Here is a 21,246-nt window from a genome sequence, read left to right as displayed (position 1 = left end):
TTAAATGCGACTAAGTAGCTTATCAAAGCAAGTATTCATGGTCTGTTCTGAGACCTGGTTGCTTTGTAATTGTGGTGTTGGTATGGCCAATATATCCATGTGTTTATTACGAATTGGGTGTTGGCGAAATGCACTTCTTAGACATCGTTTGAGCCGATTGCGTTGCACAGCGTTGCCATACTTTGTAGATACAGCAAGCCCCAAACGTGCATGATTACAAGCATTTGGGGCCACTATCAAATTCAATCCTAAAACTCTAAAACGTTTGCCTTGTTTCATTCGCGCAAAATCAGTTTTACTGATTAAACGGAATTCACGAGGGAAATCTGTTTTTATGCAGATAGACGTTTGCGGCCTTTAGCACGGCGACGGTTAAGTACAGCGCGACCACCACGAGTTGCCATGCGAGCACGGAATCCACATGTGCGAGCGCGACGAATACGACTTGGTTTGTATGTAAAACTCATTTGAAACTCCTACTAATCCGAAAAAAGGAAGCGCATCATAATCGGCGCATCTTTGGTGTCAATGATTCATAAGAACTTGTATCAGCGCCAGCCTTTCTTAGAGCTGCTTAAAAGATGCCATTCAGGAGTATCAACATCTGAAGATGATGACTTCATGATATATTTTAGGCTACCCTTAGTCTCCTTTAAATGAAGATAGGGGTCAGATACTTTCTTGAGAACCTCTGTCAAGAAATGCATTTTACCCTGCATCAAGACCTGATTTTTGCAGGCGTACTTGATTGATTTGTTGTATGCGACCTCATAGCATTAACCACTGGAACGCAAGCTTCGTGATTACGAAGATGACCATTACCTGAACTAGCAATAAAGCCACGCCGATTAATTTGATTTTGTTAATTGCAGCTTCTGAATATGGATCTGACACCGTTTTTATAAGAACTTTTCCTACAGCTCGTTGTAGTAAATAAGCCGGCACACCGATTATAATTGCCGCAGCAAACATACCAACAACGAAAAAGCTTAATGCTCTTAGTGATATCAATGAACCAAAGCCAAGATTATCTATGAACAGATATAGGCCAGAAATTATAAAAATTATCGTAGCTAGTGAACCACTTGATGCTTTTTGCTCTTCGTATGCGTCAGATGATATTGTAACTCCCTATTGCATATAACGCCCTCATTAGGGGCTTTCAGAAGGGGCACGATTTTTACGAATGCCCAAAATTGTGAACCTTATGAAAGTCCCGCTGGATGAGTTTGTTAGGCATTTATTGTTTTAATTTCTCTAGCACAGCCCTCGCCACAGGATCTGATGAGGCCGGGTTTTGGCCGGTTATCAAGTTGCCGTCAGTAATGGCATATGGATGCCAGTCGTCGGCCTTTGAATAGCTTGCTCCTTTCGCTTTTAACTCATCTTCCAGCAGAAACGGCACAACCTCTGAAAGTTGAACAGCGTCTTCTTCAGTGTTGCTAAAACCAGTTACAGACTTGCCCTTTATTAAGGGGGAACCATCCGGGGTTTTGGTATGACGGAGTACCGCAGGTGCGTGACAAACTGCAGCAACCGGTTTCCCAGAGGTATACATTGTTTCAATTAAGGCTATAGAGTTACGATCTTCGGCCAAATCCCACAGTGGACCATGTCCACCAGCATAAAATACAGCATCGTAATCATCAGGTGAAATATCTGATAGTTTCAACGTATTTGCTAGCGCCGCTTGAGCGTCATCGTCCCCCTTGAAGCGTTCAGTTGCTTCTGTTTGGAAGTCTGGCTCGTCACTTTTGGGATCCAGAGGTGGTTGCCCTCCATTAGGAGAGACAAGTGTGATATCTGCATTTGCATCCTTGAATATGTAGTAAGGCGTAGCAAACTCCTCTAGCCAGAATCCAGTTTTCTGTCCTGTATTTCCAAGTTGATTATGTGATGTAAGTACAAGGAGTATTTTCATGTAGGTTCCCTTTTTGATTCCGTATTGCCTAACTATCCGAATAGGAGTAAGCATCATTCCTCATTATAAACTCTTATAGGTGGACAATGTTTCCACTATATTGCATATTAAAGATTGAAAGTGGAGCAGGAACTACAATGCCGACATACTCATCTAAGGTCAAGGTTAATCATCTTTTCGTTCTCAAGCTGTGCGTTTGATGGATCAGGTGAGTGAGGTCATGCCTATTATCATTATGGGAAGCGCACAGAAGAGGCATATTACTTATTGGATTAAAGACTTTATATTTTTCATCAAAAACGACATCCAAAAGATATGGGGAAGCCCGAGGTTGAATCTTATTTGAGTCATTTGGTGGTAGAGAAACATGTTGCTGTATCAACGCAAAATTAGGCGTTTAATGCACTGCTTTTTTTGTATGAAAATGTTCTTCATTTACCCTTTGCTGATGATATTACTGCGGTTCGCTCGAAAAGGTCACCGCGCTTGCTCGTTATGTTAAAAAGAAATAAGTTATCTTTTCGATGCCATGCAAGGGGGGAATGCTGTTGATGGCACGTCTGATGTATCGTGTGGGGTTGAGTCTGAATGAGCTGCTTCGTTTGCGGGTTCAGGATATTGGTTGTGACTACGGTTGTTTACCTGTCCACGCAGGCAAAGGAAATAAAGACCGTACAAGCTTGTTAATGAAGGCTTTGTATGACGACTTAAAAGCGCAGCTGCATGTTATTCGAACTTTATTTGATCGCATGGGATTGCCAATGTTTGGCTGCCTGATTTTTTGGCAAGAAAATATCCGAACGCGCCAAGAACGTGGGCATGGCAATTTATTTCCCCACCCAAAACGCTATCAAAAGACTCTGAGAATGGAGAGGTTCGTCGTCACCATGTGAATCAATCCAACTTACAAAAAGCAATAAAAAGCGCAAAAGAAAAAGCAGGCATCAACAAAAGGGTAACATCGCATACGCTGCGCCATTCCTTTGCCACGCACCTGTTGGAAGCTGGTACGAACATTCGGGTGGTGCAAAAGCTTCTTGGTCATGCGGATGTGAAAACGACAGAGACTTATACGTATGTGTTGCAGCAGAATTTAGGGGCTATGGTTAGCCCTTAGACATATTTTAGTTCGTCTGAATACCATTGTGTTTAAGCAGGGCATCCACCGTTGGGGCTTTGCCTCGGAAGCTTTGATAGCTTTGCATCATATCTCTGCTGCCGCCACGCGATAAGACTTCATCAAGGAATTGGCTTGCCACTTCAGTATTGATGATACTTTTGCCAAGCGATGCCTCTTCAAATGCAGCATACGCATCGGCAGACAATACTTCCGCCCATTTGTAGCTGAAATATCCTGCGGCATAACCACCTGCAAAGATATGCGAGAAGCTATTTTGGAATTTATTAAACGATGGCGGGGTAAGTACCGACACTTCTGCGCGGATTTCATCCAACTTGTCTTGCACCGTTTGTTCGCCCTCGGGGTCAAAATCAGTATGAAGCAATAAATCAAACAACGAAAACTCAATCTGACGCAGCATTTGCATGGCAGATTGGAAGTTTTTTGCGGCGGTCATTTTTTCAAACATGGCTTGAGGCAACGGTTCGCCCGTTTCATAATGTTTGGCGAATAAGTCGAGTACTTCGCGTTCCCAACAGAAATTTTCCATGAATTGGCTTGGTAATTCCACAGCATCCCAAGGCACACCATTGATGCCTGACACTTCGCGTACATCCACAGCCGTCATCATATGATGCAAACCATGCCCAAACTCGTGGAATAGGGTGATGACTTCATCGTGCGTCCATAATGCAGGTTTATTGCCGACGGGTGCATCGAAGTTGCACACCAAATAAGCCACAGGGTGTTGTAATGTGTTATCGGCAAAACGCCATGACACCAAAGCTTCATCCATCCATGCGCCACCGCGTTTACCTTTGCGGGCATAAGGATCGAGATAAAAACCTGCTTTTTTGTTGCCTTGTTTATCAAGCACATCGTAATAACACACATTTTCATGCCATACAGGTGAATCAGCTGGCACAATTTGAATGCCATATAACTTTTCAGCCAAGGTAAACATACCTTGTTTAACATATGATTCAGGAAACCACGGTTTTAATTCATCTTGGGATATGGCGTATTTTTCTTGGCGTAGCTTTTCAGAGGCGTAAGGAATATCCCATGCTTCAAGTTTTTGCATATTTAAGGTGTTTTCGGCAAAGTTTCGTAGTTCTTTTAGGTCTTTTTTTGCCATTTTCTTCGATTTATGTGCTAAATCGCGCAAAAACGAACTCACTTCATCCACGCTGGATGCCATTTTATCGGCAAGTGAGTAGTCGGCATAACTATCGAAACCTAGAAGCTGTGCCATTTCTTTGCGTAATTTTAAGGTTTCTTCAATGACTGGCGTATTATCTAACTCACCTTCACTGGCGCGGGTCACATAAGCTTTATACATGGTTTCTCTAATGTTTGAGTCGTCCAAGTATTGCATTAAAGGCAAATAAGATGGGATATCTAAGGTGAATAGATAACCTTGGTTACCATCATCTTGGGCACGTTGTGCAGCAGCATCTATGGCAGACTCAGGTAAACCTGCAAGCTTGTTTTTATCTTCAATGTGTAAGGTGAAAGCTTGGGTGGCATCGAGCACATGTTGTGAAAATAATGTGCCCAATTCAGCCAAACGCATTTTGATTTCAGCAAAACGTTTTTTGTCAGCGCCTTCCAGTGCAGAGCCTGCCAGTTTAAAATCGCGCAACGTATTGGTGATGGCTGTTTGTTGTGGCTCGCTCAAGTCTTTAAAACTGGCGCTTTGGCTTAAAGCTTGGATGGCTTTGAATAAATCTTGATGCCCTGCAATCCAAGTGCCCCATTGGGTCATGATTTGTACACCTTGTTCATACACCGGGCGAATGCTTTCGGTGTCGCACACTGAATGCAGGTGAGACACGGGGCTCCATAGCCTTGAAATGCTCTCGTCAATCTCTGCTAAGGGCAACATGAGGCTTTCCCAAGTGGGTGTGGATTGGGCTGCTAAAGTATCGATGCGTTGTTTAGCATCGGCAAGTGTTTGCTCAAGTGTTTGGATGTTATTTTTAGGGTCGAGTACGTCAAAAGGGGGGAGTTGGTTTGCAATGATATTCATGGTCATAAGTTTGCAGGTAAATGATGATGAAAACAAATAAAAAAGGCGACTTCATAAAGAAGTCGCCTTTGCTTTGTGTTGCTAAGGGTTGCGCGTTTGCTCGCTGTCACATCGAATGAAGTGGAGATGTCTCGGTTACGCTCGATATGACAAAGTAAGCAATCTACATCATGCCGCCCATTCCACCCATGCCGCCCATATCTGGTGCAGCAGGAGCTGCTGGCTCAGGGATATCTGCAACCATGGCTTCAGTTGTGATTAACAAACCAGCGATTGAAGCTGCATGTTGAAGTGCGGTACGGGTCACTTTGGTTGGGTCAATTACGCCCATTTTCACCAAATCGCCATACTCTTCAGTGCCAGCGTTATAACCGAAGTTTGCATCTTTAGATTTTGCGATTTCATTCACAACTACAGAAGCTTCGCCGCCACCGTTGCTTACGATTTGACGCAAAGGTGCTTCGATTGCAGTGCGAACAATATTGATGCCTGCATCTTGGTCGTGGTTTGCACCTTTAAGGTCAGCCAATGCTTTGCTCGCACGGATAAGTGCAACACCACCACCTGCAACAATACCTTCTTCAACTGCTGCACGTGTTGCATGCAATGCATCATCCACACGGTCTTTTTTCTCTTTCATCGCAACTTCAGTAGCCGCACCAACTTTAATTACTGCAACACCACCAGCCAATTTAGCTAGGCGCTCTTGTAGTTTTTCTTTGTCGTAATCTGAAGTGGATTCCTCAGCTTGTTTACGAATCAAAGCTACACGAGCAGCGATGGCATCTTTATCACCCGCACCATCAACAATAATGGTTGTGTCTTTGGTGATTTGGACAGTGCCCGCTTGACCCAAGTCTTCCAAGGTTACATTTTCCAATTTTAAGCCAAGGTCTTCAGAAATGACTTTACCATTGGTCAAAATAGCCATGTCTTCCATCATGGCTTTGCGACGGTCGCCAAAACCAGGTGCTTTCACGGCCGCAACATTCATCACGCCACGCATTTTGTTCACAACCAATGTTGCCAAGGCTTCGCCTTCAATGTCTTCAGCGATAATCATCAAAGGTTTACCAGAGCGAGCTACAGCTTCCAAGACTGGAAGTAGGTCGCGCATGTTTGAGATTTTTTTCTCGAAGAACAAAATGTATGCGTCTTTTAATTCCGCTTCCATGCGGTCTGCATTGGTCACGAAATAAGGTGACAAATAACCACGGTCGAATTGCATACCTTCAACCACGTCCAGTTCTGTTTCCAAGCCTTTGGCTTCTTCTACAGTAATTACGCCTTCTTTACCTACTTTTTCCATTGCATCAGCAATGATTTTACCAATTTCAGCATCACCGTTGGCAGAAATAGTGCCGACTTGTGCTACTTCTTCTTGGTTTTTCACGGGGTTGGATAGATTGGCAAGCTCTGCTGTTAAAGCTGCAACGGCTTGGTCGATACCGCGTTGCAAGTCCATTGGGTTCATGCCTGCTGCAACCGCTTTGTTGCCTTCTTTTGCAATGGCTTGTGCCAATACAGTTGCCGTTGTTGTGCCGTCACCTGCGATGTCCGCAGTTTTAGACGCAACTTCTTTGACCATCTGTGCGCCCATGTTTTCAAATTTATCTTCTAGCTCGATTTCTTTGGCTACAGATACGCCATCTTTGGTGATGGTTGGTGCGCCCCAAGATTTATCAAGCACAACATTACGACCTTTGGGGCCTAATGTTACTTTTACTGCGTTTGCTAATTTATCAACGCCTGCAAGCATTTTTGCGCGAGCTTCGTCTCCGAATTGAATTTCCTTAGCCATGTTTAAAACTCCTTAATTATAAAATTAGAATGATTGTGTGTTTAAGCGATAACGCCAAGAATGTCGTCTTCACGCATCAAGAGAAGTGTTTCACCATCAATCTTGATTTCCGTGCCAGCGTAAGTTGAGAAGATAACAGTATCGCCTTCTTTAACGTCCAATGCGCGAAGGTCGCCATTATCCAATAGTTTACCTTTACCAACAGCGATGATTTCGCCTTGTAATGGTTTTTCTTTTGCTGCGTCAGGAATAATGATGCCGCCTGCAGTTTTTTCTTCTTCAGCTAAGCGACGAACGATAACACGATCGTGTAATGGGCGAATGTTTGCCATTTTGTTTCTCCTTCTTATAAGAATCTAAAAGTATGCTCTATATAAGAACGCGGAATCAGGAATTCAACCCCTTGGTGATTTTTTTTATCCTAATCTGTTAAACTTTGAAGAAACGTAAGCGATTTGCGTTGGAGACAACGGTCACAGATGACATCGCCATAGCAGCTCCTGCAAGCATGGGGTTTAGCAAAATGCCCATAGGTATAAATAAAACACCTGCAGCAATAGGAATTGCTAAAGTGTTATAAATAAATGCACCAAGTAGATTCTGTTTGATATTGGTCAAGGTGGCTGATGAAATACGAATGGCATCGGGGATAGCGGTAAGGCTAGAGCGCATTAATACCACATCGGCACTTTCAATCGCAATATCAGAGCCATGGGCAATGGCAAAACCAACATCAGCGCGGGCTAAAGCTGCGGCATCGTTGATACCATCGCCTACCATAGCTACGGTTTCGCCTTGTTCTTGCAGTTTTGCAATCACATTGTCTTTGTCATCGGGTTTTACTTCGGCTGTTACATCATCAATACCGACTTCTTTTGCAACTGCCAAGGCGGTTTGTTGATGGTCACCCGTTAGCATTTGCACCTTTAAACCCAAATGATGCAAGGCTTGAATCGCTGCTTTAGCATCAGATTTGATAGGATCAGCAATAGCGATAATAGCTACGATTTGATGGTCTTTGGCTAGAAAAACGGGTGTTTTGGCTTGTTTTGCTAATTTTTCAGCATGGTTCTGCCAGTTTTCATCTATTTTTATGCTGTTTGCACGTAAGAATGCCTGATTTCCAATCAGGATGTTTGCGCCATCCACGTTTGCTGATACACCACCACCAAAGCTGGCTTCAAAGTTTTCAGCGTTGGCAATGCTTAATCCTTTATGTTCAGCAGCTTGGACAATGGCTTTGCCCAACGGGTGCTCTGAGCCTTTTTCCACTGCTGCGGCAAATAGCAAAGCATCATCCTCACTGATTGCCTCTGTTATAATATCAGTGACTTGCGGTTTACCTTCAGTGATTGTCCCTGTTTTATCCAACACGATTGTGGTCACGTGAGATGCGCGTTCTAGTGCTTCGCCTTTGCGAATAAGAATGCCAAATTCAGCGGCTTTACCTATACCCACAATCATAGAAATGGGGGTTGCCAAGCCCAAGGCGCATGGACAGGCAATCAGTAAAATACTCATGCTGGTCACCAATGCCAAGGTAATATTATCCATGTATAACCACCAAAATAGGGCTGTAGATAAAGCGACAATTAACACGATAGGTACAAAAATGGATGCAACCTTATCAACCAAACGTGCAATATCAGGCTTGGCACTTTGGGCGCGGCGCACAGTTTCAATGATTTGCGCAAGTGTGGTCTCAGCACCAATACGTGTGGCAGTGTATAAAAATGTGCCACTATCATTCATGGTGCCTGCAATCACTTCGTCATTGATTGACTTGGCTACAGGCATGGGTTCACCCGTAAGCATGGATTCATCAATAAAAGATGAACCTTCAATGATATTACCATCCACGGGAACTTTTTCGCCAGGGCGTACGCGCACCACATCACCGATTGCCACGTCCTCAATAGGAATATCAACTTCTTTACCATCTCTAAGTACGCGTGCGGTTTTGGCTTGCAATGATAGTAGTTTTTCAATGGCTTGGTTGGTTTTTCCACGTGCGCGTGCTTCTAAAACATGTCCGATATTGACCAGTGCAATGACGATAAGTGCCGCTTCAAAATAGACGTGACGGCTGGCTTCAGGGATAAGCTCTGGAAATACAACGACAGCCATGGAATATAACCATGCAACCCCTGTACCCATAGCAACCAGCGTATCCATACTGGTATTTTTATGTTTCAAACCATTCCAAGCTCCTTGGAAATAATGGGAACCTGAATATGCCATAACACCAAGTGTTGCCACGGTAATTAATAACCAAAAACCTTGCGCGTCTAGGCTGGGTAGTAAATCTAACATGCTGGCAGCCATCAGTGGGAAACCAGTAAGTATGGCTAGGGCGCTTTGTTTGATACGATATTGAAGGTGTGCTGCTTCGGCTTCATGTTTCTTGGATTCATCGGCTGCAGACACCAAGATTTTCGCATGGTATGAACCTGCTGATTCAATGGCATCAATGATATTGGCTTCGATTGTTCCCGAAGTATCTGGGCGGGCTTCCACCCTTGCCGTTCTGTCCACCAAATTGATATTTGCCGACACAATACCATCCACAGCAGCCAGCTTTTTCTCAATCTTGCCCACACATGATGCGCAGCCCATGCCTTCAATCGATAAACGAATCTCTTGGTTTTTCATGCCTTATCTCCTGCTTTTGATGCTTGCTGGCGAATACTAAAACCTAAGTGTAACACCTAGGTCAAGTGTCTTCTGAAAAAGATTCAATCAAGTGACAAACCGAATTGCCATCAGGCATGCTATCGGGTTTGTTTTTCCAGTCTTTTAGAGCAGTTTCCATTCGTTTTTGTAAGGCTATTAAGTCTTTAATCTTTTGTTGGTTATCGGCAATGCGACGTTCAAGAAATTCGCGCACAATAGGGCAAGGTGAGTTGGCTTGCATGCTATGATGTAGGATTTCTTCGATTTCATTTAAAGTGTATCCGAGTAATTTTGCCTGACGAATGAACTTCAGCTTAGGCACATCATCTATGGTAAACATTTGATAACCATTGCTTGGGTTCTTGGTTGGCTCTAAAAGTTTCTTTTTACTGTAAAAACGGACTGTTTCAGGTGTTACATTGCAGTGTTTGGCAAGTTGGCTAACCGTAAACATCATCACCTCTTGGCTTGAAGAATCAAAAAAATGATACTCGTATCATACTTACTTGTCATGTATGTTGCGCTCTTATTCCATGTTAAAGGTAAGGTTATGAGTAAATACGGATTTGAAGATACAACATATAAAGCAGTAGGCGGCTATGATGGCTTGGTGAAGCTGGTGGATGATTTTTATGATGTGATGGATACTTTGCCTGAAGCCAAGCGTATTCGAGACATGCACCCTGACGATTTGGAAGTGGCAAAAGATAAGTTGGTTTATTTTCTCTCAGGTTGGACAGGTGGACCACGCATATACCCTGAAAAATATGGCAAAGGTTTAAGTTTACCTATGGCACATCAGCACATTAAAATCACGGCTGAAGATGCGCAAGCGTGGTTAACATGCATGCAGCAAGCTTTGGATAAATCCGACTACCCGCAATCTTTAAAAGATTATTTGATGGAGCAGTTGGCGTTTCCTGCCAATCGTATCAATCAAGTGAGCCAAATGGCGCACGGTCATACAAACTAGGAAAGGATGCTAACAGCTACTGCTGTTAAGTTGGGATATTTGCTTTAGCCGCTCTTGCAGCAATGGCAACCGTGCTTGACTTGCTGCATCAGGGGGTAAGTGACCAGAAAGAGCGTCTTGGAAATCATCAACATGTATTAAGTTGTTAAATTCATGTGCTAAATAATCCTGTAATGATTTGGAGCTGCCCTGAATGTCTTCAATAATAGAAGCTCGTCCATCAATCACGGCAACCAAATCCTCAAGGTCATGGCTAGCTATGTAGTCATGTTGACCACGGTTATAGAATGCTTCGAGTTTAGTGGCTAAGAAGTAGGGCGCTGTCACCATTTGAATATGAAGCTGGTTTGATAGCTGGATTTTTGCGGCATGAGTCATGGCTTCTGCATACCATAGGTTTGTAAACCCAAGGATATCTTCGTGTGTAGGCATCACATCGATCTTGAGTAACCCGTACAATAAACGACATATCGGTGCATGTTCACTTGTATCTTCTTTAAAGCCTTTGGTTTTGAGCTGCTTTGTAAAGTCGTGGTAAGCATGATGGGTGCTGATTTCAACAATCATATCCACATCATCCGTTTCTCTTATGGTGGGTGATGCAGGGTCAGTGATTAATAAACCTGTGGTACATCCGCCAAGAAAAACAACGTCATCAACCAGAGAGCCAAGCCCTGTAGCAACCTGCTTCAACATTGCTATGTTTGGATGGTTATGATTCATGCTGAAGATAATATGTGTTGAATATGCTCAATAGCCATTTTTCTTTCACGAGCACGACCACCACGCACGGCATCAATAAGCGCAAGAAATGCGTGAAGTTTAACATCATTTCGTGCTCCTTTGGGCGCATGTTTGTGTAAGGGTGAAAAGGATATGCCCCGAACTTCACCTTGAGGGTCTGGCCATACATGGGGCAACTCTTGATTTTGCACAAAAAATTGGTTAAGGGGAAGTGCAAAGGATGCTGTTGGCATACCTCGGCATGGCTCTCCCAGTTCAGGAACAAACGCAAAGCGAATACCATGCACAAGAAATTCTTTGAGGTTGGCAGAGATAATTTTATAGCCCTTGTCTTTACGAATAAGCTGTGCTTTTATCAATCTTTGGATTGAACTATGAATTTGGGATGCACTAAGCCCTAAAGATTCCCCCAGCCGCTGCATAGACCAAGGCTCGTTCCTCAGAACAAACAACTTTGAAGCAATATAAATATCTTGTGGTTTTAATTCCATTTTAGCACCTGTTATTCTGAATTCTTGAATCTGGAATACAGAATGTCAAGTGTATGTAGCTTTTGATGTGTCTAAAAGCATCGATACCTGTGTTGTCTGTCTTGCAAATAGCGCTGCTATTTTGCTTTACCAGCCGCCGTGGTCTTGGCGTTAGTACATGCTGTATACTTCCCATAAATTAACTCCTTTTAGGAAACTATAATTAAAGCTATAAGAGTTCGGAACTAAACAATTAATTATCTAGCCATTGAATATATAGTGTAGACATGTTTTCAATTTGTATTTAAAACTGTGACACACGCTTGACTTGCATTAAAGACAAGCAAACATATGACGGATGAAACACACTTTAAGTCAAGGGTATTCGCGTTTGCATTTTGTCATGGTTACCTTGGCTTTGCTTGGGGCTATGTGGGCAAACATAGATTTGCATCAACATCAAGAAGGCCTATCTGCTCAGTGTGTTACATGTTCTTTAGAAAAGCCTATCGCAAGTGGGTTCTTCATCCCACATGCTGCTGTTTTGCCTACAATGACATGGCAGCTTCTAACTTTAGATAATTGGCAGGCAGAGGATGGAATATTCTCAGATGTTCAATTGTTTTCTATTCGCGCTCCGCCATCTTTTAACTTCACTAACTAAAATAATTATTTAACAAGCCTGCCCATAACATTTGGTTATAGGGTTCTTGAAGGAGTTTGAAGATGAACACACGAAAACTGCTGTGGCTATTGCCATGCCTAATCAATGCATTGCCTGCTCATGCGGCAGAAAGCGATGAAATCAATGTTTTGAAAACACAAGTTAAACTGCTTATGCAACGTATTGAGGTAGCAGAAAGTAAACAAACAAATACTGATGGAACATCCATGCAACAATTCATGCCTACAACATCAGAAAATACAGGTAATCCATCTATCTCTGTTATTGGCACTTTTGCAGGGTCATCTATGAGTGGTGAGAATGGAGCACATTCAGACAGCTTTTTACCATTGTCAGAAGGCGAATTTGTTTTTGGTGCAGCCGTTGATGCACATACGCGTCTGGATGTCACCGTTACAGCCGCCAATGGTAGTATGGGTATAGAAGAAGGTTATTTAACATCCAAGTTACCTGATGGATTCCGCTTACGGGTTGGGCGCAAGTTTATACCGCTTGGTCGTGCCAATGGTGTACACCCACATGCCCTAGTTTATGCGGACACTCCCAATGGTTTGGTTAATCTATTTGGTGGTGAAAAGCTGATTGGTGAAGGGGCATTTATTGATCGTCCGCTTTACATTGGGGATTCAGCACATTCGTTATTATTTGGTTTCTTTCAAAATACGAATGATGTGGCGTTTGACCCAACGGGTAGCAATCGTTTTGGTGCTATGCTTGGTTGGACTGGTATGTGGGATATGGATGATGCCACTACCTTGGAGCTGGGAAGCACCTTTATTCGTGCTCGCAATGGTATATCGGGCAGCAGCCGAAGTGATATTCTGGGTGGGCACTTTGCCATTAAAAATAGTCAATTTGACCATAGTGGCTGGTCACTACAAGGTGAATGGAATCGTAATAAAATCGATAAAGGTGTCAGCCAGAACTTTACAGATGGGGCATACCTACTTGGTGAATATGACTTTAATCGTAATTGGCTTGCTTTTGCGCGTTATGATTTTAGTGGCATGACTGGAATTGTTAATAACGAACATGCTTACAGCGCAGGAGTTGGCTGGAAGCTAAGTGAGTTTCAAAGTATTACCCTGCAATATAAACATACAAGCAATGCACTTACGCAGACAGCAAGCAATCTAAGCATTGGGCTAGGAGAAAGTGCCAACGAAGTGTTTTTTAGATGGGTAGTGGCGATTGGACCACATCGCCCTCATAGTTATTAAGGAGAACTTATGAAGTATTTACAAAAATTATTGATATTAACTATTACACTTATACTTGCACAAACAACTGCGATGGCAGGTGATTTACGCATTGTCGCTAGCTTACCTGCCTTGGGTCAAATAGCTCAGGGGGTAGCGGGTGATTTTGCTGAGGTGAAGGTGTTGGCGCATGTTGGACAAGACCCACATTTTGTTCCCCCTAAGCCAACTTTAGCCCGCCATCTTGCGCGTGCTGACTTGTTGATTGCAGCTGGTCTTGGTCTAGAAATAGGTTGGTTACCACCTTTGGTTGATGCATCGCGCAACGATAATATTCGACAAGGTAGCCAAGGATATTTGGATGGTAGGAGTATACTCACAAAGGTGCTTGGTAAACCCCATGGTAAAATTACGAGGGAGTTGGGTGATATTCACCCAGAAGGAAACCCACATTGGTGGATGGATCCACTTAATGGGGTGAGACTTGCTGAGATTATTGCGGAACGGTTATCAAAACTTGACCCAACACACGCTGAGGTTTATCGCAAACGTGCGTCAAAATTTACAGAACAAATCAAACAACGTATGCCTCAATGGAAAATATCTTTTCAGGAGCTCAGTCCATTGGTTGCGTATCACAATTCTTACTTATATCTCACGCGACGCTTTGGGCTACAAGTGATAGATTATGTTGAGCCTAAACCAGGTATCGAACCTTCCACATTCCACTTGGATGCACTGGTGTCAAATGTTCAACAAAATGATGTGCAGGGTGTATGGCTTGAACCTTATCATGATGGCCCAATTGCCAGAAAATTGTGCGAACTAACCCATACTTCATGTCGTTTGATGCCTGATGCAGTCAAAGGAGAAGGTTTTGAGGCTTATATAAGCATGTTTGATTTACTTGCTTCTGGAGGGGAATAATATGTTTTTATTAACCAGTTTAATAGCCTGTATGATTCTGGCATGTGTAATGCCTTTTTTAGGAAGGCGCGTGCTGGAGCGACGCATTGTATTTGTCGATTTGGCACTGGCACAATTTGCAGCAACGGGTTATGCCATTGGCTTGGCTTCGGATACCTCTGGTCCATTATGGGCAGGCGGTATTACGGTGGTCGCTGTGCTGGCTTTTGCAGCATTACCCTATGCTTCCAAGCTACCCAAGGAAGCTGTGATGGGAGCGATGTACGCGGTGGCAGCCGCAGCGGGAATGGTTGTTCTAACGCAATTGCCACATGCTGAAGGGCATATGACAGACTTGATGTTTGGGTCATTGCTTGGGGCAAGTTATTTCGACCTTGCTGTATTGGCTGCTTTGGGACTACTTGCGATTATTATGCTTCGTTTTGCTGGAAATGATACCTATATACAACGTGTCATGTTTTATATGGCATTGGCACTAGCCGTTGTGCCCGCTATTCATGCTGTTGGTATTGTGCTGGTGTTTGGTATGTTGCTGCTTCCTGCTTTGGCAGCGTGGCAGGGAGAGAATAATGGCCCAGTATGGCAGGCTTTACTCGTAGGAATGTTTGGGGCGGTGGCGGGAGTTATGGCTGCTGAATTTCTTGATCTTCCACCTTCATCCAGTGTTGTCTTAGCCCTATTTATATGTGGTGCACCTATGTTTATTTGGAATATTAGCAAACAAAAGTGATTGAAGTGCCGAATAATGAAAGTTTTTTAATAATTTTATTCTCGCTATATGGCTTTAGCTCGTTATATTGGGGCGTTCAAGTTTGTTGTGCGCATGTGAAATAGCGATATAAATATTCAATCCTGGTCTTCACGTAAACACACAAAACATAACCGTTAAGGTATGATTTGTTGTGGCGTACACGTGGAGATACAGGTTCAAACCCTTTGTACATGTATCCTTAAATATAACGAAGTTGCAGAGCTTTTGGCTTCTGCGCTGATATATGTTTAGGCGATAACCTGATTTCCCTTGAATTTTAATAAAAGACGAGAAGTTAGGAAAAAATAATGACAGAAACTACAGAAATTAACCCAGAAACACCTTCAGAGATTACCTTCAAGGATTTGGACTTAAGCCCAGAGATTCTAAAATCATTGGACGATGTGGGTTATGAAAAACCATCACCGATTCAAGCAGAAATTATCCCGCATGTGAGTGCGGGTAGAGATGTGTTGGGTCAAGCGCAAACAGGCACGGGTAAAACGGCTGCATTTGCACTACCGATTCTATCTAAAATCGACATGAGCATTAAAACGCCACAAGTGTTGGTGCTTGCACCAACGCGTGAACTTGCAATTCAGGTTGCAGAAGCATTCCAAAAATATGCAAAACATATGAAAGGTTTTCATGTGCTACCGATTTATGGCGGTTCAAGTTATGATGGACAATTACGTCAGTTAAAACGCGGTGTACATGTTGTGGTGGGTACACCAGGGCGCGTGATGGATCATATGCGTCGCAAAACATTGAAGTTGGACAACCTTAAAACACTGGTACTTGATGAAGCAGATGAAATGCTACGCATGGGTTTTATTGATGATGTAGAGTGGGTGCTTGAGCAAACGCCACCAACGCGTCAAATTGCATTGTTCTCTGCAACCATGCCTACCCAAATTCGTAAAATCACCAACAATTACTTGAACAAACCTGTGCACGTTACCATTAAAGGCAAAGCAACCACTGCGGTGACCATTCGTCAGCGTTATTGGATGGTTAGCGGCCGCCATAAGCTGGATGCATTAACCCGCATTTTAGAAGCGGAAACATTTGATGGTATTATCATTTTTGTACGCACCAAAACGGCAACGGTTGAGCTTGCTGAGAAGCTTCAAGCGCGTGGTTATTCTGCGGCAGCACTTAATGGTGATATTGCGCAAAATCAGCGCGAACAAATTGTGAACAAACTGAAAAAAGGTCAAATTGATATTCTGATTGGTACAGACGTTGTAGCGCGTGGCTTGGATGTTGAGCGTATTTCGCATGTGATTAACTATGATGTACCGCATGATACGGAGTCTTATGTTCACCGTATTGGTCGTACAGGTCGTGCGGGTCGTTCGGGTGAAGCGATTTTGTTTGTTGCACCGCGTGAAAAGCGTATGTTGTATGCCATTGAGCGCGCAACCAACCAACGCGTTGAATTGTATGTGATGCCTTCTACAGAAGATATTAACAATAAACGCATTGAAGACTTTAAACAAAAAATCACAACAACCTTGGAAGCCAATGGTTTGGAGTTGTTTTCTAAAATCATTGAAGAATATGAAGAAGAACACAATATTCCAGCCCAAGAAATTGCGGCAGCGTTGGCAAAAATGGTACAAGGTTCTGAGCCTTTCTTGCTGAAAGATATGCCAAAGGTTCGTGCTGGACGCGATGAACCTAGAGACTTGCGTAGCCATGGTGGCAACCGTGAATATCATGATAAACCGTTGGCGAAAGGTTTTAGTCGTTACCGTTTAGAAGTGGGCTCTGATTTGGATGTTCGCTCTGGTAATATCGTGGGTGCGATTGCCAATGAAGCGGGTATTGATAGTGAGTTTATCAATAATATCGTGATTCGTGATGACCATTCAACGGTTGATTTGCCTGAAGGTATGCCCGATTCAATTTTCAAGACACTGAAGAAAACACGTATTGCAGGCAAAGCGATTAATTTGGAACAGGTTGAAGTGGAATTTGGTGGTGATGAGCCGCGTAAACGCCGTGGTAACTTCCGAGGCGGCGGTCGTGGTGGTGATAGAGGCGGACGCAGCGGTGGTGGTAGAGGTCGCCCGGGTAATAACCGTGGTAGCAGAAGCGGTGGTGGTGAACGCTCAGGTGGTGGTCGCGGTCGCGGTGCACCAAGACGCGGACGTTAATTAACCTTTAAAATAATATTAGCCTTGATGTGAAAGCATCAAGGCTATTTTTTTATATCACACAGAAGCCTCGGCTTTTAATGAACGGGTCACAGCTTTGATAACCAAGCGCCCAATCCACTCACCGAGTAAGACATGTTTGCCACAGAATTTTATTTTTTGCGTATCATCGCTGCAGACGACAGCGATAGCATCGGTTCCCGTTCCAGTGGCGAAGAAACCAGAGACAGGGCTTAAAACCTTAGCATTTTGCAAGGCTGCGGCTTTGGCTTCTGTGGCAATCATCATGGCTTCTACCAATGCAGCATCCGTTAATTGCGCTGAAAATATGAGGATAAGGTTAATTGTACCGACCTCACCTGTTGTGCCTAATAATTCTTGTATATCCGCTTTGTCGCCAGCACGCCGTGCGTTGCTTATTCCTGTGGTGACGAGCACAGTTATATTCATGCCTTCAACACAAGCCTGCTCAATACGCAATGAAGACATTGAAGCGGCTGTCATCATACCAACCACATGACCTTGCCAGCCTCGAGCCTTGGCATAGTCGCTTAGGCTTTTTTCAGGAGCTTCACAAGAGGATGAATGTTTGGGTACTTTTCGATTTACAATATGGTCGGCTTTTATCAAACCTCCGTTCAAAATAGCAGAACTTATGACCCGCTGTGGAGATGAAAAGGCGAGGTGGATATGGTCATCATTGTGTTCTAGTTTGGTAAAAGTGTTCATCGTTATGCTCATAGGTTCGAGATTGTAAGGTGCTTAAGTTGGGAAAGGCAATAGTGCTTGTGTTTATGCACACCGCCTTATGTTCATGGTGGTTCAAAATGTGCAGGGAAACCTATAAGCTTGCCCAAGAGGTGACACCATGAAAAAGAACCAACTGGGCAGCGGCGATTTAGAAGTATCTGAAATTTGTTTGGGAACCATGACATTTGGCGAGCAAAACAGTGAAAGTGATGCCCATGCCCAACTGGATATGGCAATCGATTATGGTGTAAATTTTATTGATACGGCGGAAATGTATCCCGTTGCACCGCGTGCGGAGACCCAAGGCAGAACGGAATCATATGTGGGTTCATGGCTGAAAGATCGGCCGCGGGATAAGTTGATTCTTGCCACTAAAATCACAGGCCCTTCGCGTGGGTTTGAATGGATCCGAGGTGGCCCTCGAATCACTGTGGAACATATCAATGAGGCGATTGATGCAAGTTTAAAACGCCTGCAAACCGATTATGTGGATTTGTATCAAATTCATTGGCCAGACCGCTATGTGCCTATGTTTGGTGCTACCAGTTATGATATCACACAAGAACATGAGACCACGCCAATTGTGGAACAGTTGCAGGCTTTGGCTGCTTTGGTGGATGCAGGGAAAGTGCGTTATATTGGTTTGAGCAATGAGACACCCTATGGTGTGAGTACATTCAATCAATATGCCAAAACATTGGGTTTGCCGCACATTGTAAGCATTCAAAACGCATATCATTTATTAAACCGCACATTTGAAGCAGGGCTTGCTGAAACTTGTCGGCATGAACAGGTAGGTTTGTTGGCGTATAGTCCGCTTGCTTTTGGACATTTATCAGGAAAATACCTTGAAAATCCACAAACCCAAGGGCGGGTAACACAATTTCCTCAATTCACCCAGCGATACAGCAAAGTGAATGTGCCTGAAGCCTTGCAAGCTTATGCGGACGTTGCAGCAGATGCAGGCTTAACACTCACACAACTTGCGCTGGCATTTGTGCGCAGTCGGTGGTTTACAGCCAGCACTATTATTGGCGCAACCAACTTGGAACAACTCAAAGAAAATTTAGGCAGTGTAAGTGTTGTATTAAGTGATGAAACATTGCATAGAATTGAGACGGTACACCAACAATACCCTAATCCAGCACCATGATTAAGCTTTAAAACGGAATCGTGGCAGTTTTAGTTTGTAATAAATGGCAAGTAGACGTGCAATAAAGATACTTACACCGGCAATGGTAGCGGCGTAGGTGGTTTCAATTCCGAAGGCGAGCAGCCCGATAAAAAGCAAAGAACCCAACCATGATACTGTCGCATAAAGCGAGCTAGAAAAGACAACGGGTGTTTCATTGCATAACACATCACGAAATACACCACCCATTGCGCCTGTGATGACCCCCATAAAACTGGCAACCAAGGGTGATGTGCCTAACATCAATGAAACCAATGTGCCTGCAATGGCAAAGGTGGCTAAACCAGCAGCATCAGCGATAAGAAAGTATTTGGGTGAAATAATGATGAATCGTGCTGCTATAAAGATGGCAATAGCACTACCTATAGATGCGATAAAAAAGACTTGGTCAGCAATCCAAAAAACATCACGGTCGAGCAGCATATCGCGCAAAGATCCGCCACCCAAACCTGTGGTGACCGCAATCATAATAACACCAAATAAATCAAATTGTTTAAATCCTGCTTTGAGCACACCCGATGCTGAGGATACAATCACGGCAAGCAATGTTATCCAGTAGAGGTTTTGCAGGAGAAGCGGGGTTATTTCTAAAGTCATCAAGCGTGAAATGTTCTCATATTATTTGCCGTTGATATATTCTTCATCGTTAAAAGTAACCAACCAGGTAGGAAAGTAACAGACTAAACCTGCCACAACCCATGTGCTAATTACAGCCTCCATGCCACCCATCAAGGCTAAAACCAAGGTGAAGTCCTGGTAAATATGAAAAGATGGGTAATCTGACCATGTTAATAAGCATAAGGTAAGCACAGCATCCACGCCCCACATGCAGAGCAGGTCACCAAAACCGACTTTGGCAAAATATACTGGAACAATGCGTGGGAATTTATAATAGAAAAGTAAATGAATAGCTGAAGCAATAGCGACAGGAAGCAATACCGATGTGCTGATATTAAAACCTAATGTGGATATATCACCAATACCAAACGCAATAAGAAGAAATAAATGGACGGCGGATAAGGTCACAATGGCAGTCCAGGGGCCAATCATCATCACCGTCAGCATAACGCCTAACCAGTGCACTGCCATACCTGGTTTGATGTCGGCTTGAAGCATATACAGACCAGTAAGCGCGACAAAAATAGCGGAAATTTGTAAACCTTCTGACCAACCCGACCAAAACCGTGTTTCTGTTCGCCAAATGGCAATCAAAATAAAGGGAATAGTAATGGTATTACCTAATATGAGGAGAAAGTCTGGATAAAAGCCCGCTGGGATATGCATGGTTTACATTAAGTGTTGTCTATTGAAGCGCAGCTTTCACTTCGGCGGAGACTTTGCTCATGTCTGCCTTGCCTTGTGCTTTAGGGCGGACAATACCCATCACTTTGCCCATATCCTTCATCGATGTTGCACCTGCTTCTGCAACGGCATCAGCAACCAGTTGCTTGATTTCAGCATCATTCATTTGTTCAGGCAAGTAAACTTCTAATACTTTAATTTCGGCTTCTTCTTTTTCAGCCAATTCAGGGCGGTCTGCTTCACGGTATTGGCTTGCTGAGTCTTTACGTTGTTTGATAAGTTTTCCGATAACAGCAAGTGTTTCTGTGTTTTCTAAAGTTATACCCAGCTCTATTTCTTTATCTTTAATTGCAGCCCTAAGCATGCGAATAACACCGAGTGCCACTTTATCTTTTGCTTTCATAGCGGTCTTCATATCGTCTGTAATTTGTTGAATCAGCATAAGTTTAACACCTTTAATGTAGTTTAGGGCAGAGATATTAAGGGTGTTATCAAACCATGCAAGCAAAACACTTTGAGCGTATAATATATATGTTAAAATTAA

General features: G+C 43.4%; 23 protein-coding genes. 9 read left to right on the top strand and 14 right to left on the bottom strand.

Features of this window, described 5'->3' with window-relative positions:
* From rnpA to DM09_RS01240, 3 genes are all read right to left on the bottom strand, one after another.
* Positions 1–336 (bottom strand): ribonuclease P protein component, encoded by a 336-nt coding sequence (gene rnpA / locus DM09_RS01255; RefSeq protein ID WP_318024120.1) that lies wholly within the window; start codon positions 334–336, stop codon positions 1–3.
* The gene (gene rpmH / locus DM09_RS01250) at positions 333–467 is read right to left on the bottom strand and encodes a 50S ribosomal protein L34 (protein WP_038246965.1); all 135 of its coding nucleotides are present in this window, start codon (positions 465–467) and stop codon (positions 333–335) included. The genes rnpA and rpmH overlap by 4 nt, the downstream gene beginning before the upstream one ends.
* A 773-nt stretch (positions 468–1,240) precedes the next feature.
* A complete protein-coding gene (locus DM09_RS01240; RefSeq protein WP_038247385.1) occupies positions 1,241–1,921 on the bottom strand; it encodes a type 1 glutamine amidotransferase domain-containing protein in 681 nt (226 codons plus the stop codon).
* Positions 1,922–2,236: 315 nt separating this feature from the next.
* Here DM09_RS01240 and DM09_RS11835 point away from each other — a divergent pair, with 315 nt between their 5' ends.
* The 3 genes from DM09_RS11835 (at position 2,237) to DM09_RS11760 (ending at position 3,038) form a co-directional block, all read left to right on the top strand.
* Positions 2,237–2,314, top strand: a complete 78-nt coding sequence (locus DM09_RS11835; RefSeq protein ID WP_232507728.1) for a hypothetical protein — start codon at positions 2,237–2,239, stop codon at positions 2,312–2,314.
* Between the two features lie 158 nt (positions 2,315–2,472).
* The gene (locus DM09_RS11765; protein ID WP_269764221.1) at positions 2,473–2,814 is read left to right on the top strand and encodes a site-specific integrase; all 342 of its coding nucleotides are present in this window, start codon (positions 2,473–2,475) and stop codon (positions 2,812–2,814) included.
* Positions 2,811–3,038 carry a tyrosine-type recombinase/integrase gene (locus DM09_RS11760; protein ID WP_269764220.1) on the top strand — a complete coding sequence of 76 codons (228 nt, stop codon included), beginning with the start codon at positions 2,811–2,813 and terminating at the stop codon, positions 3,036–3,038. Before DM09_RS11765 ends, DM09_RS11760 begins: the two co-directional genes overlap by 4 nt.
* A 7-nt stretch (positions 3,039–3,045) precedes the next feature.
* Here DM09_RS11760 and DM09_RS01230 read toward each other — a convergent pair whose 3' ends face one another.
* From DM09_RS01230 to DM09_RS01210, 5 genes are all read right to left on the bottom strand, one after another.
* Complete coding sequence (locus DM09_RS01230; RefSeq protein WP_081881057.1) at positions 3,046–5,073, bottom strand: M3 family metallopeptidase; 2,028 nt, start codon at positions 5,071–5,073, stop codon at positions 3,046–3,048.
* A gap of 163 nt (positions 5,074–5,236) precedes the next feature.
* Complete coding sequence (gene groL, locus DM09_RS01225) at positions 5,237–6,874, bottom strand: chaperonin GroEL (protein WP_038246960.1); 1,638 nt, start codon at positions 6,872–6,874, stop codon at positions 5,237–5,239.
* 41 nt (positions 6,875–6,915) lie between these two features.
* A complete protein-coding gene (groES, locus tag DM09_RS01220) occupies positions 6,916–7,206 on the bottom strand; it encodes a co-chaperone GroES (protein ID WP_038246958.1) in 291 nt (96 codons plus the stop codon).
* A 97-nt stretch (positions 7,207–7,303) separates the two neighbouring features.
* Entirely contained in the window at positions 7,304–9,526 is a 2,223-nt protein-coding gene (locus DM09_RS01215; RefSeq protein WP_038246956.1) for a heavy metal translocating P-type ATPase, read from the bottom strand.
* Between the two features lie 61 nt (positions 9,527–9,587).
* Positions 9,588–10,001: a MerR family transcriptional regulator gene (locus DM09_RS01210; protein WP_051937886.1), complete on the bottom strand. Its 414-nt coding sequence runs from the start codon at positions 9,999–10,001 to the stop codon at positions 9,588–9,590.
* A gap of 96 nt (positions 10,002–10,097) precedes the next feature.
* On the opposite strand from DM09_RS01210, the gene DM09_RS01205 reads away from it, so the two are divergent.
* Positions 10,098–10,520, top strand: coding sequence for a group II truncated hemoglobin (locus DM09_RS01205; RefSeq protein ID WP_038246953.1), 423 nt, complete (start codon positions 10,098–10,100; stop codon positions 10,518–10,520).
* Positions 10,521–10,529: 9 nt separating this feature from the next.
* Here the strand turns inward: DM09_RS01205 and DM09_RS01200 are convergent, their stop codons facing one another.
* Together DM09_RS01200 and DM09_RS01195 are read right to left on the bottom strand one after the other, a co-directional pair.
* Positions 10,530–11,243: a hypothetical protein gene (locus tag DM09_RS01200; RefSeq protein ID WP_038246951.1), complete on the bottom strand. Its 714-nt coding sequence runs from the start codon at positions 11,241–11,243 to the stop codon at positions 10,530–10,532.
* Entirely contained in the window at positions 11,240–11,755 is a 516-nt protein-coding gene (locus tag DM09_RS01195) for a MarR family transcriptional regulator (protein ID WP_038246950.1), read from the bottom strand. The genes DM09_RS01200 and DM09_RS01195 overlap by 4 nt, the downstream gene beginning before the upstream one ends.
* A gap of 705 nt (positions 11,756–12,460) precedes the next feature.
* Here DM09_RS01195 and DM09_RS01185 point away from each other — a divergent pair.
* The 4 genes from DM09_RS01185 to DM09_RS01170 all read left to right on the top strand — a co-directional run bounded on the left by DM09_RS01185 (position 12,461) and on the right by DM09_RS01170 (position 17,458).
* A complete protein-coding gene (locus tag DM09_RS01185) occupies positions 12,461–13,639 on the top strand; it encodes a porin family protein (protein WP_038246947.1) in 1,179 nt (392 codons plus the stop codon).
* Between the two features lie 9 nt (positions 13,640–13,648).
* Complete coding sequence (locus tag DM09_RS01180) at positions 13,649–14,545, top strand: metal ABC transporter substrate-binding protein (protein WP_038246946.1); 897 nt, start codon at positions 13,649–13,651, stop codon at positions 14,543–14,545.
* 1 nt (position 14,546) lies between these two features.
* Complete coding sequence (locus tag DM09_RS01175) at positions 14,547–15,275, top strand: metal ABC transporter permease (RefSeq protein WP_038246944.1); 729 nt, start codon at positions 14,547–14,549, stop codon at positions 15,273–15,275.
* Positions 15,276–15,604: 329 nt separating this feature from the next.
* Positions 15,605–17,458: a DEAD/DEAH box helicase gene (locus DM09_RS01170; protein ID WP_051937882.1), complete on the top strand. Its 1,854-nt coding sequence runs from the start codon at positions 15,605–15,607 to the stop codon at positions 17,456–17,458.
* Positions 17,459–17,515: 57 nt separating this feature from the next.
* Here the strand turns inward: DM09_RS01170 and DM09_RS01165 are convergent, their stop codons facing one another.
* Positions 17,516–18,187: an adenosylcobinamide amidohydrolase gene (locus DM09_RS01165; protein ID WP_038246943.1), complete on the bottom strand. Its 672-nt coding sequence runs from the start codon at positions 18,185–18,187 to the stop codon at positions 17,516–17,518.
* 139 nt (positions 18,188–18,326) lie between these two features.
* Here DM09_RS01165 and DM09_RS01160 point away from each other — a divergent pair, with 139 nt between their 5' ends.
* Positions 18,327–19,361: an aldo/keto reductase gene (locus DM09_RS01160; protein ID WP_038246942.1), complete on the top strand. Its 1,035-nt coding sequence runs from the start codon at positions 18,327–18,329 to the stop codon at positions 19,359–19,361.
* Here the strand turns inward: DM09_RS01160 and DM09_RS01155 are convergent, their stop codons facing one another.
* The 3 genes from DM09_RS01155 to DM09_RS01145 are packed head-to-tail and all read right to left on the bottom strand — an operon-like array spanning position 19,362 to position 21,144.
* Positions 19,362–19,997, bottom strand: a complete 636-nt coding sequence (locus DM09_RS01155) for a trimeric intracellular cation channel family protein (protein ID WP_038246941.1) — start codon at positions 19,995–19,997, stop codon at positions 19,362–19,364. It abuts the gene before it with no gap.
* A gap of 21 nt (positions 19,998–20,018) precedes the next feature.
* The gene (locus DM09_RS01150) at positions 20,019–20,684 is read right to left on the bottom strand and encodes an energy-coupling factor ABC transporter permease (RefSeq protein WP_038246940.1); all 666 of its coding nucleotides are present in this window, start codon (positions 20,682–20,684) and stop codon (positions 20,019–20,021) included.
* Between the two features lie 19 nt (positions 20,685–20,703).
* Positions 20,704–21,144: a GatB/YqeY domain-containing protein gene (locus DM09_RS01145; RefSeq protein WP_038246939.1), complete on the bottom strand. Its 441-nt coding sequence runs from the start codon at positions 21,142–21,144 to the stop codon at positions 20,704–20,706.
* Positions 21,145–21,246 lie beyond the last annotated feature (102 nt).

The organism is Ghiorsea bivora (genome assembly GCF_000744415.1).
GTDB classification, from domain to species: Bacteria; Pseudomonadota; Zetaproteobacteria; order Mariprofundales; family Mariprofundaceae; genus Ghiorsea; species Ghiorsea bivora.
Note: the sequence above shows the minus strand (reverse complement) of the source record. Positions and strands in the feature narration are given on the sequence as shown.

Excerpts from the sequence above, each read along its gene's own strand:
- DM09_RS11765 (WP_269764221.1), top strand. The coding sequence starts at position 2,473 with ATGGCACGTCTGATGTATCGTGTGGGGTTGAGTCTGAATGAGCTGCTT.
- DM09_RS01195 (WP_038246950.1), bottom strand. The coding sequence starts at position 11,755 with ATGGAATTAAAACCACAAGATATTTATATTGCTTCAAAGTTGTTTGTT.
- DM09_RS01240 (WP_038247385.1), bottom strand. The coding sequence starts at position 1,921 with ATGAAAATACTCCTTGTACTTACATCACATAATCAACTTGGAAATACA.
- DM09_RS01210 (WP_051937886.1), bottom strand. The coding sequence starts at position 10,001 with ATGTTTACGGTTAGCCAACTTGCCAAACACTGCAATGTAACACCTGAA.
- DM09_RS01185 (WP_038246947.1), top strand. The coding sequence starts at position 12,461 with ATGAACACACGAAAACTGCTGTGGCTATTGCCATGCCTAATCAATGCA.
- DM09_RS01155 (WP_038246941.1), bottom strand. The coding sequence starts at position 19,997 with ATGACTTTAGAAATAACCCCGCTTCTCCTGCAAAACCTCTACTGGATA.
- DM09_RS01150 (WP_038246940.1), bottom strand. The coding sequence starts at position 20,684 with ATGCATATCCCAGCGGGCTTTTATCCAGACTTTCTCCTCATATTAGGT.
- DM09_RS01215 (WP_038246956.1), bottom strand. The coding sequence starts at position 9,526 with ATGAAAAACCAAGAGATTCGTTTATCGATTGAAGGCATGGGCTGCGCA.
- DM09_RS01145 (WP_038246939.1), bottom strand. The coding sequence starts at position 21,144 with ATGCTGATTCAACAAATTACAGACGATATGAAGACCGCTATGAAAGCA.
- DM09_RS01200 (WP_038246951.1), bottom strand. The coding sequence starts at position 11,243 with ATGAATCATAACCATCCAAACATAGCAATGTTGAAGCAGGTTGCTACA.
- DM09_RS01205 (WP_038246953.1), top strand. The coding sequence starts at position 10,098 with ATGAGTAAATACGGATTTGAAGATACAACATATAAAGCAGTAGGCGGC.
- rpmH (WP_038246965.1), bottom strand. The coding sequence starts at position 467 with ATGAGTTTTACATACAAACCAAGTCGTATTCGTCGCGCTCGCACATGT.
- DM09_RS01160 (WP_038246942.1), top strand. The coding sequence starts at position 18,327 with ATGAAAAAGAACCAACTGGGCAGCGGCGATTTAGAAGTATCTGAAATT.
- DM09_RS01230 (WP_081881057.1), bottom strand. The coding sequence starts at position 5,073 with ATGAATATCATTGCAAACCAACTCCCCCCTTTTGACGTACTCGACCCT.
- DM09_RS01170 (WP_051937882.1), top strand. The coding sequence starts at position 15,605 with ATGACAGAAACTACAGAAATTAACCCAGAAACACCTTCAGAGATTACC.
- DM09_RS11835 (WP_232507728.1), top strand. The coding sequence starts at position 2,237 with ATGGGGAAGCCCGAGGTTGAATCTTATTTGAGTCATTTGGTGGTAGAG.
- groES (WP_038246958.1), bottom strand. The coding sequence starts at position 7,206 with ATGGCAAACATTCGCCCATTACACGATCGTGTTATCGTTCGTCGCTTA.
- groL (WP_038246960.1), bottom strand. The coding sequence starts at position 6,874 with ATGGCTAAGGAAATTCAATTCGGAGACGAAGCTCGCGCAAAAATGCTT.
- DM09_RS01165 (WP_038246943.1), bottom strand. The coding sequence starts at position 18,187 with ATGAACACTTTTACCAAACTAGAACACAATGATGACCATATCCACCTC.
- DM09_RS01180 (WP_038246946.1), top strand. The coding sequence starts at position 13,649 with ATGAAGTATTTACAAAAATTATTGATATTAACTATTACACTTATACTT.
- DM09_RS01175 (WP_038246944.1), top strand. The coding sequence starts at position 14,547 with ATGTTTTTATTAACCAGTTTAATAGCCTGTATGATTCTGGCATGTGTA.